Source organism: Acinetobacter sp. C32I (assembly GCF_023702715.1).
Lineage (GTDB): Bacteria > Pseudomonadota > Gammaproteobacteria > Pseudomonadales > Moraxellaceae > Acinetobacter.
In genome coordinates this window covers 2,878,575-2,893,037 of record NZ_CP098480.1, presented here as the reverse complement: position 1 = coordinate 2,893,037, position 14,463 = coordinate 2,878,575, and the positions used below count along the sequence as shown (strand labels likewise).

14 protein-coding genes are annotated in these 14,463 nt (G+C 43.8%); 10 read left to right on the top strand and 4 right to left on the bottom strand.

The genetic code is table 11. The annotated features are described in order from the left end of the window. Positions 1–249 precede the first annotated feature (249 nt). From urtA to urtE, 5 genes are all read left to right on the top strand, one after another. Positions 250–1,530 carry an urea ABC transporter substrate-binding protein gene (gene urtA, locus NDN13_RS13815; RefSeq protein WP_251115864.1) on the top strand — a complete coding sequence of 427 codons (1,281 nt, stop codon included), beginning with the start codon at positions 250–252 and terminating at the stop codon, positions 1,528–1,530. Positions 1,531–1,622: 92 nt separating this feature from the next. Further along, positions 1,623–3,245, top strand: a complete 1,623-nt coding sequence (gene urtB / locus NDN13_RS13810) for an urea ABC transporter permease subunit UrtB (protein WP_251115863.1) — start codon at positions 1,623–1,625, stop codon at positions 3,243–3,245. 4 nt (positions 3,246–3,249) lie between these two features. Further along, on the top strand, positions 3,250–4,320 hold the full coding sequence (gene urtC, locus NDN13_RS13805) for an urea ABC transporter permease subunit UrtC (RefSeq protein ID WP_251115862.1): 1,071 nt from the start codon (positions 3,250–3,252) through the stop codon (positions 4,318–4,320). Further along, positions 4,321–5,148 carry an urea ABC transporter ATP-binding protein UrtD gene (gene urtD, locus NDN13_RS13800; RefSeq protein WP_004657105.1) on the top strand — a complete coding sequence of 276 codons (828 nt, stop codon included), beginning with the start codon at positions 4,321–4,323 and terminating at the stop codon, positions 5,146–5,148. Between the two features lie 9 nt (positions 5,149–5,157). After that, positions 5,158–5,856, top strand: a complete 699-nt coding sequence (gene urtE, locus NDN13_RS13795) for an urea ABC transporter ATP-binding subunit UrtE (protein WP_004776300.1) — start codon at positions 5,158–5,160, stop codon at positions 5,854–5,856. Positions 5,857–6,070: 214 nt separating this feature from the next. On the opposite strand, the gene NDN13_RS13790 is transcribed toward urtE, so the two are convergent. From NDN13_RS13790 to NDN13_RS13780, 3 genes are all read right to left on the bottom strand, one after another. Further along, on the bottom strand, positions 6,071–6,811 hold the full coding sequence (locus NDN13_RS13790; protein ID WP_251115861.1) for a hypothetical protein: 741 nt from the start codon (positions 6,809–6,811) through the stop codon (positions 6,071–6,073). Between the two features lie 81 nt (positions 6,812–6,892). Beyond that, the gene (locus NDN13_RS13785) at positions 6,893–7,456 is read right to left on the bottom strand and encodes a GNAT family N-acetyltransferase (protein ID WP_251115860.1); all 564 of its coding nucleotides are present in this window, start codon (positions 7,454–7,456) and stop codon (positions 6,893–6,895) included. Positions 7,457–7,591: 135 nt separating this feature from the next. Continuing rightward, complete coding sequence (locus tag NDN13_RS13780) at positions 7,592–8,317, bottom strand: outer membrane protein OmpK (protein ID WP_005201617.1); 726 nt, start codon at positions 8,315–8,317, stop codon at positions 7,592–7,594. A gap of 370 nt (positions 8,318–8,687) precedes the next feature. On the opposite strand from NDN13_RS13780, the gene NDN13_RS13775 reads away from it, so the two are divergent. The 5 genes from NDN13_RS13775 to NDN13_RS13755 all read left to right on the top strand — a co-directional run bounded on the left by NDN13_RS13775 (position 8,688) and on the right by NDN13_RS13755 (position 13,174). Beyond that, positions 8,688–9,062: an HPF/RaiA family ribosome-associated protein gene (locus NDN13_RS13775; RefSeq protein ID WP_004657113.1), complete on the top strand. Its 375-nt coding sequence runs from the start codon at positions 8,688–8,690 to the stop codon at positions 9,060–9,062. Between the two features lie 143 nt (positions 9,063–9,205). After that, complete coding sequence (locus tag NDN13_RS13770) at positions 9,206–9,751, top strand: ankyrin repeat domain-containing protein (RefSeq protein WP_251115859.1); 546 nt, start codon at positions 9,206–9,208, stop codon at positions 9,749–9,751. 32 nt (positions 9,752–9,783) lie between these two features. Then, positions 9,784–10,551, top strand: a complete 768-nt coding sequence (locus NDN13_RS13765) for a transporter (protein ID WP_251115858.1) — start codon at positions 9,784–9,786, stop codon at positions 10,549–10,551. Between the two features lie 77 nt (positions 10,552–10,628). Beyond that, positions 10,629–12,476, top strand: a complete 1,848-nt coding sequence (gene dsbD, locus NDN13_RS13760; RefSeq protein ID WP_251115857.1) for a protein-disulfide reductase DsbD — start codon at positions 10,629–10,631, stop codon at positions 12,474–12,476. A gap of 2 nt (positions 12,477–12,478) precedes the next feature. Continuing rightward, positions 12,479–13,174, top strand: coding sequence for a glutathione S-transferase family protein (locus NDN13_RS13755; protein WP_251115856.1), 696 nt, complete (start codon positions 12,479–12,481; stop codon positions 13,172–13,174). A 40-nt stretch (positions 13,175–13,214) separates the two neighbouring features. On the opposite strand, the gene NDN13_RS13750 is transcribed toward NDN13_RS13755, so the two are convergent. Beyond that, positions 13,215–14,402 carry a GGDEF domain-containing protein gene (locus tag NDN13_RS13750; RefSeq protein ID WP_251115855.1) on the bottom strand — a complete coding sequence of 396 codons (1,188 nt, stop codon included), beginning with the start codon at positions 14,400–14,402 and terminating at the stop codon, positions 13,215–13,217. Between the last annotated feature and the right edge of the window lie 61 nt (positions 14,403–14,463).

The following is a 14,463-nucleotide window of genomic DNA, read 5'->3' as shown; positions in this document are numbered from 1 at the left end:
TATTATTAGATTAAAGCCAAGCTAATGTTTGGCTTTTTCTTTTGCTGAACTTTTAATATGCGAGCTGAACAAATTTGCATCATTTTAGGTCGTTGCGTATTTTTTGTATGCAATGTTGTATACAAGATGAAAGAATTAAGGCTTAACTTTTATTTAAATTAATAAAAAACAACAACTTGTTTTGTTGGCACAGAAATTGAATAACTCCACCCAGTAAAAATCACAATTATTGATGGGTGGAGAAACAAGATGCAAAACAAATTGATGTCGATGTCTGTACTGATGGCAGCCATGATGGGGATCGGTCTGGTTGGCTGTTCCAAACCAGCAGAAAAAACAGAACAGACTAAAACAGAAGCCAAAACTGCACCTGCAGCCAGTGGCGATACCATTAAAGTGGGGATTCTACATTCGCTTTCAGGCACCATGGCGATTTCAGAAACCTCGCTGAAAGATACCGCCTTGATGACCATTAATGAGATTAATGCCAATGGTGGGGTACTCGGAAAAAAATTAGAGCCTGTGATTGTTGACCCTGCATCGGATTGGCCATTATTTGCAGAAAAAGCCCGTCAGTTGATTACCCAAGATAAAGTGGCTGTTATTTTTGGCTGTTGGACATCCGTTTCTCGTAAATCAGTTCTACCTGTAGTTGAAGAACTGAATGGCTTATTGTTCTATCCCGTGCAATATGAAGGTCAGGAACAATCTAAAAACATCTTCTACACGGGCGCAGCGCCAAATCAACAAGCGATTCCTGCGGTTGAATACTTGATGGGGGATGAGGGCGGTAAAGCAGAACGTTTTGTGTTACTCGGCACAGATTATGTCTACCCACGCACTACCAATAAAATTCTTCGTGCTTTCTTGAAATCGAAAGGCGTGGCTGATGCTGACATCATGGAAGAATACACGCCATTTGGTCACAGCAATTATCAAACCATTGTTTCCAATATTAAGAAATTCTCTGCGGGTAAAAAGACTGCGGTAATTTCGACCATTAATGGCGACTCTAATGTGCCGTTCTATCGTGAGCTGGGTAACCAAGGCATCAAAGCATCGGATATTCCGGTGATGGCGTTCTCGGTGGGTGAGGAAGAATTACGTGGTATTGATACCAAACCATTGGTGGGTCATTTAGCGGCATGGAATTATTTCATGTCGGTGAAAAATCCAAAGAACACTGAGTTTGTGAATAAATTCAAACAATATGCGGTGCAATACAAACTTCCAAATGCTGACAAAGTAGTGACCAATGATCCGATGGAAGCAACTTATGTCGGTATCAATATGTGGAAGCAAGCGGTTGAAAAAGCGGGCACGACTGAGGTCGACAAAGTCCGTGATGCGATGGCAGGTCAGACCTTTGCTGCCCCATCAGGCTATACCTTAAAAATGGATGAAACTAATCATCATCTACATAAACCCGTGATGATTGGACAGATCCGTGGCGATGGTCAATTCGACGTGGTCTATAAAACACCGCAAACCATCAAGGCGGAGCCTTGGAGTCCGTATATCCCGAAATAAGGGTTTTTTCGCCTGCTGTGCTGTATTGGCAGCAGGCATTTTTATTCTGATTTTTTTGATCTATTTAAAACCGTAATAATAAGGGGAGTTCTATGGCGAAACACTATGTTTTGGCACTGCTCTGCATCATGGCACAGATGATTTTTAGTCCAGCATGGGCAGAAGCCACATCCGCAACAACCGTGACGTCTACAGCTTCTCAAGATGCCATTCAGACCTTTGTGAAGTCCGATTTTGCGACGCGTCGTGCCATGCTCAATCAATGGCCTGCTAGTATTGAACAACTGGATCAACTGGTGGCCTATATTGATCAAAATGAGCTGTATACCGATAGTGCAGGCAATACTTATTTGCTGAAAAATGATGACAAACTGTTTAGTTATCCTGAGCAGCAGGCGCTGGAACAATGGCCAGCAGATTTATCCCAAGTAACTTTGGTGAACACTTTACGCAAGGCGTTGAATTTTGGTCAAGCCAAAGCCAAACTCAATTCAACTGATGCATCGCAACGCTTAGCTGCAGTTGATATTTTAGAAAATAATTTGGCTGAACTTGATGTCGCGATGGTGAAGCAGCTTTATCTGAATGAAAAAAATGATCAGGTCAAAGCACGTTTAGCGCAGCTCAAAGCTCGTTTGGATTTTAACAGTAGCGATGAGTTCACCAAACTTGAAGCAGTGAAAGTCTTGGCCGATTCAAATCGTCCTGACGTATTTGCTTTGATCAACCAAACTTTAGAACAACCACAAAGCAATCCTGCATTGAAGGCAGCGTTGTTGGATGCACACAATCAAATTAAAACCCGCCTGCAAATCAGTGAGTGGTCAGGCCATGTCTTTTCAGGTTTGAGTACCGCCAGCATTTTGCTGCTTGCAGCACTTGGCTTAGCCATTACCTATGGTCTGCTTGGGGTAATTAACATGGCACATGGTGAGCTCATCATGATTGGCGCCTATACCACCTACGTGATTCAAAGCTTTTTTAAAACCCATTTTGCTGGATTAGTCGATTGGTATCTGTTGGCAGCAATTCCTGCGGCATTTCTGGTCAGTGCTTTGATGGGCATGTTGATTGAACGCACCGTGATTCGTCCGCTCTATGGTCGTCAATTGGAGACTTTACTTGCTACCTTTGGGGTGAGTCTGATCCTGATGCAATTGGTGCGTATGGTGTTTGGTGCGCAGAATGTCGAGGTTTCCAATGTGGCATGGTTGAGTGGCGGAATTGCGCTAACACCGAGCCTGATGCTGCCGTATAACCGGATCGCCATTATTGGTTTTACCGTCGCAGTGTTATTACTGTTGCTGTTCTTACTCAATAAAACTCGTTTTGGTTTATTTGTACGTGCGGTGACGCAAAATCGTCAAATGGCACGCGCTGTTGGTATCCGTTCTGCACGGATTGACATGATGGCCTTTGGTCTCGGTTCAGGCTTGGCGGGTTTGGCAGGCTGTGCCTTGGCACAAGTGGGTAATGTTGGACCTGACCTTGGACAAAACTACATTATCGATGCCTTCCTTGTGGTCGTTGTTGGTGGCGTGGGTCAAGTTTGGGGGGCGGTATTGGCGGCACTCGGACTGGGGATTAGCGGTACAGTTTTAGAGATTGGTTTAGGCGCAGTGCTCGCAAAAATTATTCTCTTGGTTCTTGTGATTTTGTTTATCCAAAAGCGTCCACAAGGTTTGTTTGCCATCAAAGGCCGTTTTGTGGAGTAAGCCAATGAAAATCACTTCTTTATTTGCCGACAAGCCCTATAGCGCGGTGGCGATTGCAGTTTGTTTCGGCGTGCTGTTGTTGTTGCCATGGCTACACCTGTTGTCTCCTGACTCTGCATTTTATCTGTCTGCTTACTGGATCACCTTGATTGGCAAGATCATGTGTTTGGCTTTGGTCGCTTTGGCACTGGATCTAGTCTGGGGCTATGCCGGGATTCTAAGCTTGGGGCATGGTTTGTATTTTGCTTTGGGCGGTTATGCCTTTGGCATGTACCTCATGCGTCAATCTGCAGGCGATGGTCTGCCTGATTTTATGCGCTTTCTGAGTTGGACTGAATTGCCTTGGTATTGGGTCGGGACCGAGCATATTGCGTGGGCCTTGGCTTTAGTCATTCTTGTACCGGGTTTGATCGCATTTATCTTTGGCTTTTTTGCCTTTCGCTCCAAAATCAAAGGCGTGTATTTCTCGATTATTACCCAAGCCATGACCTTTGCAGCAGCGCTATTGTTCTTCCGTAATGAAACAGGCTTTGGGGGCAATAATGGTTTTACGGGTTTTAAGACCATTCTCGGCTTTGATATTACCTCTGCACCAATGCGCGCAACGCTATGCTTTTTGACTGCGTTGATGTTGATGTTGTGCTTCCTTGGTCTGCGTCAACTGATGAATCGTCCTTATGGGAGAGTATTGGGTGCGATTCGTGACAGTGAAAATCGCCTGCAATATCTCGGCTATCGCACGTTGTGGTACAAGCTATCTGCATGGGTATTGTCTGCGGTGATTGCAGGCATTGCAGGGGCGTTGTATGTACCGCAGGCAGGCATCATTAACCCAAGTGAAATGAACCCAGTCAATTCAATTGAAATGGCGGTGTGGGTGGCTGCGGGTGGACGTGGCACTTTGATTGGCCCGATTTTAGGGGCAGGTTTAATCAATGCAGTGAAAACCTATTTCACTGTGGCTGCGCCAGAAGCATGGTTATTGATTTTGGGCGCGCTGTTCATTGTGGTGACCTTGTTCTTACCAAAAGGTGTGATTGGTTTATTTGACCGTTTTAAAAAGGAGCGTGATTAAATGAGTGATGTATTAATAGACTCAGCTCAACATGGCGGTCAACTGGGTGAGGGCTATGGTCGTGCCAAGCCGCAAGGTGCGGATTTTAGCCATGGTATTGCCTTATATCTGGAAAAAGTCAGTGTCTGGTTTGACTCATTTCGAGCCCTCAATGATTTGTCGTTGTACATTGCCGAGGGTGAATTACGCTGCATCATCGGGCCAAATGGTGCGGGGAAAACCACCTTGATGGATGTGATTACAGGTAAAACGCGTCCAACCACAGGCACAGCATTTTTTGGGCAAAACTATGATCTTGCCAAAATGAGTACCGAGCAAATTGCCGAAGCGGGCATCGGTCGAAAATTCCAAAAACCAACGGTATTTGAAAATTTTACTGTCATGGAAAATCTACTGTTGGCAGCACCACGAGATAAACGGGTGAAGAAAAGCTTCTTTTCGCGTTTAGACCCAGAAGCGCAATTAGCTTTGGATGAAAGTCTGGAACAGATTCGTTTAAAGGAGTTTGTACACAAGCCAGCGGGCTTACTGTCGCATGGGCAAAAGCAGTGGTTAGAAATTGGCATGTTGCTGATGCAACGACCGAAGTTGATTTTATTGGATGAGCCTGTTGCAGGCATGACCGATGCTGAAACCGAACGCACGGCTGAACTGTGTCTGGAGCTGAAAAAAAATCACACCCTTGTGGTGGTCGAACATGACATGAGTTTTATTGACACCATCAGTGAAAAAGTCACGGTACTGGCGCAAGGGGCGATCTTGGCTGAGGGCACATTGGCAGAAGTTCAGGCCAATGAAGATGTGATTGAAAAGTATTTAGGACGTTAGGAGAGGCACATGTTAGAAGTGAAACAAATTAATCAGTTCTATGGTGGCAGTCATATTCTGCGTGATGTGTCTTTTAATGCGCCTGTGGGTGAATGTAGTGTGGTACTGGGTCGTAATGGTGTGGGCAAAACCACCTTACTGAAATGCCTGATGGGGATACTACCGATTAAATCAGGACAGATTTTGTTAGATGGCAAAGACATCGCCAAAATGTCCCCTGAACAACGGGTGCGTGCAGGTTTGGCCTATGTGCCGCAAGGGCGTGATATCTTTTCGACTTTAACCGTAGAGGAAAATATTTTAATTGGCATGGCCAAATTTTCAGGGGCCAAGACCCGTAAGGTGCCAAGCCATTTATATGAAATTTTCCCTGTGTTGGATGAAATGAAACATCGCCGTGGCGGAGATTTATCGGGTGGTCAGCAACAACAGCTTGCGATTGCCCGAGCGTTGGCCTCAGAACCAAGCGTATTAATTCTGGATGAACCGACTGAAGGGATTCAGCCCTCGATTATTAAAGATATTGGTCGGGTGATTCGTAAATTGGCAGATCAAGGCGAAATGGCGATTATTTTGGTTGAGCAGTTTTATGATTTTGCTGAAGAGTTGGCAGATGCGTATACCGTGATGGCACGTGGGCAAGTGATTGCGCAGGGGCGGGGGGAGGAGATGCCTGAGAAGGGGATTCGGGAGTTAGTGGCGATTTAGTCTTTCTTGGCTAATTGTTGCTTTATCTGTGTTTTTAGTAATCTATCTTTATGATGTACCCTACTTTTGAAGGATCAAAAGTAGGCAAAAATCCTTTGTTCGACTAACGGTACGTCCTTGTGACCGTAGTCGAACATGGCGACATCCATGTCGCCTGTCACGATAGTGAGTGTTGGGAAAATGCAATTTAGAACATTAAATGGTTAGCCTAGATTTATTTGTCTTCAACCTTATAAAACGTGCCACCTGCATAGACATTGTGTCCAAAGCCACACGAGGACTCACCATTGTGTTGCTCAACTTCAATTTTTTGACCTAGATTCGGGTCATTGGCGAATTGCAGTTTGATCTGACAGTCCTCATAGCGATAGCTGGCTTGTTTTGACTTGATTGGCATGCTGGTTTCAAACTGACCCATATTGGGTCCATAGATTAAGCCACGTAGTCCGAAGTAATAACCATCAAATGCAATCGCATATTGATTCTGCTTTTTACTGACCTTGAGGTAATCCCATTGCCCAAAACCATTGGCTCGGACATAAGTGCCTTGTAGATCCGAAGATAGTTTTGGTTTAGGGAGCTGTTTTAAGTTGTATTGACTGGTTTTTGAGTCTTTATCTCTGAGAAACCAGACTCTGGCCCATTGCGGTTTGCCTAGTTTGGCATAGCTTAACCCGACATTATTGTTAGCGATTTCAATCTCTCGGTCACTGACCTGAATACCACTTTCATCTGCATTAAGCTGACAGAAATGTGCCCATGCAGCTTGATCTTCAAATTGATTGGCGGCTTTGAGATATTGCTTTTGATCGTAAAACTTTTTACCTGCTTGCGCATATTGTTTTACTTTGGTGCAGCCTTGTTGTAATTCTTGCTCAAAAGAAAATTCGGCAAAGCTCGCGCTTGAAGCGATTGCGATGGAAAGGCACAGACCGAGTTGAGATGTTTTAATCATTTTGGCTATTTTTGAAATCAAGTATTGCTTTCATTCTAAGCCACAATTCAGTCGTAGGACAGTAGGGTAAAAGTGAGCTTTTTATTGAGATTCTGTGAGTTGCAGTTGCAGTTGCAGTTGCATCCAGACCAAATCTCGCCATGTCCCAAACTTTTGTCCCACTTGAGGCATATAACCTGTTTGAATAAAGCCAAGCTGTTCATGTAGCACGATTGAACCCTTATTTTCACTATCAATCGCAGCCACCATGATATGCATGTTTTGCTGTTTGGCCAGATGGATCAGTTGTTGCATCAGGGCTTTTCCCAGACCTTGGCGAGCGTGGCTTGGATCAACAAAAACAGAATGTTCAATGCTTTGGCGATAACCACTGATGCTTCGAAATGCAGTGTAATAGGCATAACCAGCGATTTGATGGCTATTCAAGTCTTCGACCACGATCATGGGGAAGTGCTGTTGCTGCATGCCGTGAAAACGTTGCTGATAATCTGTTAAGGAAACCGCATGATCATTCCAATTTGCTGTGCCATTCAGGATCTCTGCATTATAGATCGCGAGGATTTGTTCGAGGTCATCGACTGTGGCAAAACGCATGTGGAAATGTGCGGCTAAAACTGAAGCAGTAAGCGCAAGATGTTCAGACATATGTGCAGGTCATCAAATTGGACAAAATAAACCGATATGATGCTGATCGGATAAAAGATCAACAGGCATTTATATTCGGTGATACCAACAAAAACAGCAAGGAAATCCTTGCTGTTTTTTAACATTCTAATCAGATTAGAAATGGTATTTGATCAAAGCGCTGACGTTGTTTTCGTCACGGTTTTTCATACCAAATTTGTTATTCCAAACAGAATGCTCAACACCTAAATAGAGGCGAGTGTCTGGTGAAATGTGTTTACCCAAGTTCCACTTGTATTGTGTGGTCCAGTTGAGTTCACTGGCGTGATCTTTTTCACCTGTCGACCAGTCAAGGAAACCATCCACCAAGAAATCTTCGTTTGATACTTTAAATGGCAATGCATAAGCAATCGTCATTTGATAGTCATCAGCAGTATTTTCGTTGTTAGCGCGATAGAAGTTTACATTCGCATACTGGAAATATGGAATCGCGAGATCGAAACCTACACCATACAAGAAGTTGTCAAAACTAGCGAAGTCATCATTGTTGCTTTCCCAAGTGGTTGAGATCAACACATCTTTGATTGGACCAAACGCAAGTTTTTGACCTGAAATTTCACCCAAGCTTAAACGTGGAGAAAGCTCGAAATAAGTGCTTTTGTGGTCATCGCTGCCACGCATACGGTCCATAAAGAAAAATACATCGGCGTATTTAACTTTTGCCGCATATTCAACCGTGATGGTTGTTTGCTTTTCATCAACAACTTCGTAGTTCTCGCCATACAAACCAGTCAAGCTGAAATCTTGCCAAATCGGCTTCGCTTGAGTGAAAGCTGCTGTAGATACCAATAAACATGTTGCTGCAAGTTGCTTCAATTGCATTTAAAAAATCTCCCCCCAAAAGGCGTGTAAAGGATACAAGGTATTAAGCAAAAATAAAGCCAAATTTGACCAAATGAACAAAAGAATTGTATATGCCAGAAGCTGTCTAAAAGGACGTTCAAGTTAGTCATCTTTTTGTTGAAGATTTCATCAAAATGTCAAAAATCAGCTTGCATATTTCAGAGGAAAGTCAGATATTGGAACTATAGAAGATCTTCTTACATACTGAAAAGCAACAGATGCAAAGCGAGGAGACAACAGGTATTTACATAATCAGAATATACAACTGCACTGAATGATTGCATGCTCAAAGTGTGCCAGATAAGAAAATTTTGTAGCACCGTCTCACAGATAAGAGAGGAAGATATTTATGAATATTGAAATCCGTACAGATAAAAACATTCAAGGTAGTGAACGCTTAATCAGTTATGTTCGTGCAGAACTTACACAAGAATTTCAACGTTATAGCGAGCGTATTACACATTTTTCGGTTCATATTAGTGATGAGAACGGGGATAAAACGGGCGATCATGACAAACGTTGTATGATTGAGGCTCGTCCAGCAGGAATGAAACCTGTCGCAGTGACACACAAAGCAGCAAATATTGATAACTCGATTCATGGTGCAATTGATAAACTGAAACGTAGTTTGGAGCATCTGTATGAGAAAAAAGAACACCACCGTGGTGGCTTACCCGAATATGTCGATGTAGATGACGATGTAAAAGTGGATGATGAAGCGTAAAAATCGACGCATAAAAAAAGCCCTGTTTGGGGCTTTTTTTATGCGTGTATCAAATTTATACATGATTTTTTAGATGCTTTTATAAAATCCTGTCAGGATATTCGGCATAATAGACGCATTAAAAAATATTGTGAGAATTGGTCATGTTAAATAAGCAACAGCAGGCCTTGGTGCAAGCCATACAACAACTCAATTTGGACCAAGTGCAGTCTTTACTTGCTGAAGGACTCGACCCGAATTTTATTGACCCTGAACAAGGCCCACCCGTTTCTTTGATTTGTGATGGCTTATTCGCATGGTGGGAACAAATCTGCGAAGCTTATGAAGCGGGTAAACCATTGAGCGCAGAACAAAAGCAACAAGAGCTTAAAGTCTATCTTGATATTTTAGATGCGCTTATTCAAGCCAAAGCCAATTTACATTTATGGGATGCAGAAGAGTTTTATGGCCCGCTTTGGGATGCGGCAAGTTCTGCCTGCGTACCTGTAGTACAACGTTTACTTGATGAAAAAGTAGACCCGAATACCCGTGACGAAGAAGGTCTCACCATTTTATCTTCAATCAGCCAGTTATTCTTTGATTGTGAATTTGATGAAATTGATTGGTCAGAGTCATTGCCAGAAGAGCGTGCAACACTGGAATTGCTACGCCAGCATGGTGCAAAAATGTCAAAAGAGCTCAGCGCATAAGCCAAGCCATTAGAAATAGAATGAGGAATAGAATGAAAACATTACAAACATTGAGCTTGATTGCTGCATCAACGCTGACCACGACCGCTTTTGCGGCGGATTTTTCTTTTGACCGCCCTGGTGCGGGTATGGGCACAGGGATTACTCCTGTAGGACAGTTGGCATGGGAGCAAAGTTTGCCGAGTGTCAGCTATCAAGAAGGTAAGGTCGATGGTGTTAAAGACAAGACTTTAACCCTGAATGGTGACATGTTATTGCGTACTGGCTTGGCCGATGGCTTGGAATTGCAATTGGGTTGGCAGGGTCCAGTATGGCAGCAATACAAACGTGCAGGCACGAAAAAAGAGACCAATGGTCTGGGCGATGTCAGCATTGGTTTGAAAAAAGCCATTGATTTAAAAGATGATCGTTTATCCATGGCCTTGTTGGCTGAAGCCATTATTGCAACCGGCAATGATGAATTCACCAACCATGATGATATCTATAGCCTCACTTCTGCTGTCGCGTATGAGTTTAGCGATCTGATCGGTACGTCGATCACCATGCGTTATGAAGCGCAAAACAGTGACTGGGCTGTGACTGCGATTCCAACCATAGATTATAAAATTGCTGGTAAATTATCGGGTTATTCAGAGTTTGTTTATCGTAAAGCCGAGAGCCAAGACTATGAATATGGTCTCGGTACAGGTCTGATTTATGCTTTGAATAATCGCACGCAATTGGATGCCAGCATTGGTGTTGACCTGAATGGCGATCAAAAAAGTTATAACGGTGGCTTCGGCGTATCGGTTTTATTCTAAGAACAAACCGCCTGAATGCACTTAAATCCATTTCTATATGAATGGGGGAGCTTCAGGCAGGTCGTAGTGAGAGAATCATGAAAATGTCTGTTCAGGTGGGGAGATCTTTCTCGCTGATGCGTTACTTTCTCGGGACTTTATTGTTGTTATGTGGGTCTCTGACTTACGCCCAAGAAAATTCATCCGCGCCGTTGCTGAGTCCTGAACAGGCTTTTGCATTTACGGTTGAATCAACACAGCCCAATCAGGCACGTTTACATTGGTCGATTCAGCCGAATTATTATCTTTATCAGCATAAGTTTGAGGTCCAGCAGGGTAATCAGCCCGTTGCGCTGACTTTACCGAAAGCAGTCGAGCAGTATGATGAGAACTATGGCCACAGCCAAGTCTATTATCAACAAGCCGAATTTAGTATTCCAACCCAAGCCTCGCAGCATTATCGTGTCACTTGGCAGGGGTGTGCCAAAGACCGGATCTGCTATCCACCACAGAATATCGAATTCCAAACCGATGCCGATGGTCTAATTAGTGCTCAGAATATCAGTACAAATACCCAAAAAAGCTTTTTAGATGTCGCACGTTCATCTCAAGCTTTAAATACCCAAACGGCAAGCAATGATGAAGGAGCTGAGCCAACTGCACAAAGCTCAAATTCAAATAATGCAGGCGTGATGGCACAAGACCAAAAATGGTCAAGTGCGCTGGAACAGCATTCCTTGGCCTATAGTCTTTTACTGTTCTTGGGTTTAGGGATTTTATTGGCATTTACGCCATGTTCCTTACCAATGTTACCGATTCTGACTTCATTAATTGTACGTGACAATAAAGGCGTCAAGGCTTGGTCGATTGCACTGACTTTTGTCGTGAGTATGGCCTTGGTCTATGCGGTATTAGGTTTGATTGCTTCGGCAGCAGGGCTGAATTTCCAGCGTTGGTTACAACAACCCGCCACCTTGATTGCGTTTAGCTTATTGTTTGTGGTGTTTGCACTCAATCTATTTGGCTTGTTCGAGTTGAAATTGCCACAGAATTGGGTCAATCGACTGGACCAACTGCAGTCCAATCAAAAAGGCGGTACTTTGGTCGGTGCCAGTGTGATGGGGATGATCTCTGCACTGTTGGTTGGGCCTTGTATGACCGCACCTTTGGCTGGGGTGTTACTGTTTATCTCACAGACACAGAGTCAATGGCAAGGTGCGCTGTTGCTGTTTACTCTCGGCTTTGGCATGGGCATTCCATTGCTACTCGCCAGTGTGTTGGGGGCAAAAGCTTTACCCAAAGCTGGTGACTGGATGAATCAAATCAAGGTGATTTTTGCCTTTTTAATGCTGGCCTTGAGCATTTATTTTATTCGTCCTTTATTGCTAGAACTCGCGATTCAAATTCTCAGCCTAGTTCTCGGTTTGGCCTTTATTATTTATGCGGCTTATCGTCTGTTTGCTCAGAAAAGTAAGTTGCAATGGCTCTATGCACTGTTACTGATTTTAGCGATTCCAGCACTGGCCTTTAATCAATATCAGCATTTTCAAAGTCTCAGTTCGGTTCAGGCAGATCAATTGGCTGAATGGCATGTGGCGCAAACCGCAGATGAATTCCAACAGATCCTTGCCAATGCACCGAAAGACCGTGGCATTGTGATTGATGTCTATGCGGACTGGTGTGTGGCCTGTCAGCCGATTGAGCATCGCATTCTAAAAGATGCAGAGGTGCAGCAGGCATTGTCGGGCTATTATCTGATTAAACTGGATTTAAGCCATTATGATGCTTCCCATCAAGCACTGTTGGCGCAGTGGGATATTTTAGGGCCACCGACCTATTTATTTTTAGATCAGCAACAACAAGAAATTCGCTCACTACGCTTAACGGGTGCATTCCAGAAAGCTGAGCTATTACAACAACTGGCTTTATTTAAAGGGAAACAATAACAATGTATCAACTCTTTATTGGCAATAAAAATTATTCTACATGGTCGATGCGTCCATGGATTTTACTCACACAAGCGGGGGTTTCCTTTCAGGAGCATGTGATTCGGTTTGATAGCTTTGAAGCAGATAGCCAATTTAAAACAGAGATCCTAAAGCTCAACCCAACGGGTAAAGTCCCTGCGCTTGTGAATGGCGAACTGGTGGTCTGGGATAGCTTGGCGATCTGTGAGTATATTGCGGAACAGCATCCTGAACTTGATTTGTGGCCACAAGAGAAAACATTGCGGGCGAGAGCACGTTGTATCAGCGCAGAAATGCACAGTAGCTTTCAAAGCCTACGCAATCTGTGTCCGATGAATATCGAAGCGGATCTAAGTCATATTGGCAAACAACTCTGGGCCGAACATGCACAGTTGCGTGCCGATGTGGCTCGAATTGATCAGATCTGGTCTGAACGTCCGAGCGAAGACAGTTTTTTATGCGGTGAATTTAGTATTGCCGATGCATTCTATGCACCTGTAGTGATGCGTTTTGAATGCTATCAACTGCCACTCTCCGCATCCAGCCAAGCCTATGTGCAAAAAATCTTGTCGTTACCATCGGTACAGCAATGGATTGACGAAGCCAAACAAGAGCAGATGTTTGTGCCTTTTGATGAACCTTATCGTCAACATCGAGAAGAATTTTTGAAAGGCTAAAATAGTAGAGAAATGAAGGCAGATTTCTACCTTCATTGTATTAACTACTGATCAGATCGGTAAAAACTCTGACTTGATTACGTCCCGCAGCTTTGACGGCATATAGGGCTTGATCGGCCTGACTGATGATCAGGTGAGGTTCATCGGCACTGAGTGAGCTGCTAACCCCAAAGCTGGCACTGATGACGAACTCTTGTTTGTGCTCGGTGATAAACCGCAATTGCGAGATTGCCAAGCGGCAGCGTTCTGCCACGTTCTGTGCTTGTGCTGTGGTGGTGCTGGGCAGCAATAGAATAAACTCTTCGCCGCCAAAACGCCCGATGATGTCCTGATCACGCAAATGATTGGCTAAGCATTTTGCGACCTGTACTAAGACCTGATCTCCCATGCTGTGTCCGAAATGATCATTAATGCTTTTAAAATGATCCAGATCCAGCAGAATGATCGAATATAGCGGCTCAGGCTGTTGATGTAATTTTTCTAAATAACTGCCGATACTGCGCCGATTCAGTACATTGGTCAGCGGATCGAGACGACTGAGGACTTGGATGGTCATCTCCCGAGTCCGCCATTGCGTCAGCAGAATTTCAAATAGAAATAAACAGGCCAACATGATCGGCAATAAAAAAAACATCATACTGCCGACCCAAAACGGGTGCATGGACACTTCATTCAGGCGCTGCATATTGAACAATGGTGCATAGGTCAGCACCCCAATCATACTAAGGTAGTTGCAGAGCAATAAGGCAAATGTTGCAGGAATGAGTGCACAGTACACCATCCTACGGTCAAACAGTACCAAGCCTACACCGACCACGCTGACATAACCGACCATGGTGGCAGGGCTAAAACTTCCCACCAAATAGCTGTTATGGCACAGCATTGCAGTAAAGACCTGTACGCTCAGAATAGGCAGAATACTTTGTGCCCAAAGTTGTTCTCTAAATAGATGACAAGGGATGATCAGGAGCAACAGAACCACCAGCATGATCAGACTGGTCCATAATTGTGAACGCACCAGATTCAAATGCACCCATTCATAGTACTGCGTGTTGATTAAGACAAAAATGTCCCAACTGATCCAGAATAGGTTCATAAATGCTGCAAGTATCAGCAATAAAATACTTTTTTTGAGTATGGTCCAATTGACTACAATATGATGTTCCCAAGAAAGCTTAAAGCCCCATCTTTTTGTGTCAGTTGACCTATTAAAATGAATCTTCACCATTGGCATGCATCCTTATATGCAATGAGATTCCTAGGAACTGTAGTGCTGTCGTCAAAATACC

What these genes read in the sequence shown, in the direction of transcription:
- NDN13_RS13755 (WP_251115856.1), top strand. Translation starts at nt 12,479, where the DNA reads ATGTATCAACTCTTTATTGGCAATAAAAATTATTCTACATGGTCGATG.
- NDN13_RS13770 (WP_251115859.1), top strand. Translation starts at nt 9,206, where the DNA reads ATGTTAAATAAGCAACAGCAGGCCTTGGTGCAAGCCATACAACAACTC.
- urtB (WP_251115863.1), top strand. Translation starts at nt 1,623, where the DNA reads ATGGCGAAACACTATGTTTTGGCACTGCTCTGCATCATGGCACAGATG.
- urtD (WP_004657105.1), top strand. Translation starts at nt 4,321, where the DNA reads ATGAGTGATGTATTAATAGACTCAGCTCAACATGGCGGTCAACTGGGT.
- NDN13_RS13765 (WP_251115858.1), top strand. Translation starts at nt 9,784, where the DNA reads ATGAAAACATTACAAACATTGAGCTTGATTGCTGCATCAACGCTGACC.
- urtA (WP_251115864.1), top strand. Translation starts at nt 250, where the DNA reads ATGCAAAACAAATTGATGTCGATGTCTGTACTGATGGCAGCCATGATG.
- urtC (WP_251115862.1), top strand. Translation starts at nt 3,250, where the DNA reads ATGAAAATCACTTCTTTATTTGCCGACAAGCCCTATAGCGCGGTGGCG.
- dsbD (WP_251115857.1), top strand. Translation starts at nt 10,629, where the DNA reads ATGAAAATGTCTGTTCAGGTGGGGAGATCTTTCTCGCTGATGCGTTAC.
- NDN13_RS13790 (WP_251115861.1), bottom strand. Translation starts at nt 6,811, where the DNA reads ATGATTAAAACATCTCAACTCGGTCTGTGCCTTTCCATCGCAATCGCT.
- urtE (WP_004776300.1), top strand. Translation starts at nt 5,158, where the DNA reads ATGTTAGAAGTGAAACAAATTAATCAGTTCTATGGTGGCAGTCATATT.
- NDN13_RS13780 (WP_005201617.1), bottom strand. Translation starts at nt 8,317, where the DNA reads ATGCAATTGAAGCAACTTGCAGCAACATGTTTATTGGTATCTACAGCA.
- NDN13_RS13785 (WP_251115860.1), bottom strand. Translation starts at nt 7,456, where the DNA reads ATGTCTGAACATCTTGCGCTTACTGCTTCAGTTTTAGCCGCACATTTC.
- NDN13_RS13750 (WP_251115855.1), bottom strand. Translation starts at nt 14,402, where the DNA reads ATGGTGAAGATTCATTTTAATAGGTCAACTGACACAAAAAGATGGGGC.
- NDN13_RS13775 (WP_004657113.1), top strand. Translation starts at nt 8,688, where the DNA reads ATGAATATTGAAATCCGTACAGATAAAAACATTCAAGGTAGTGAACGC.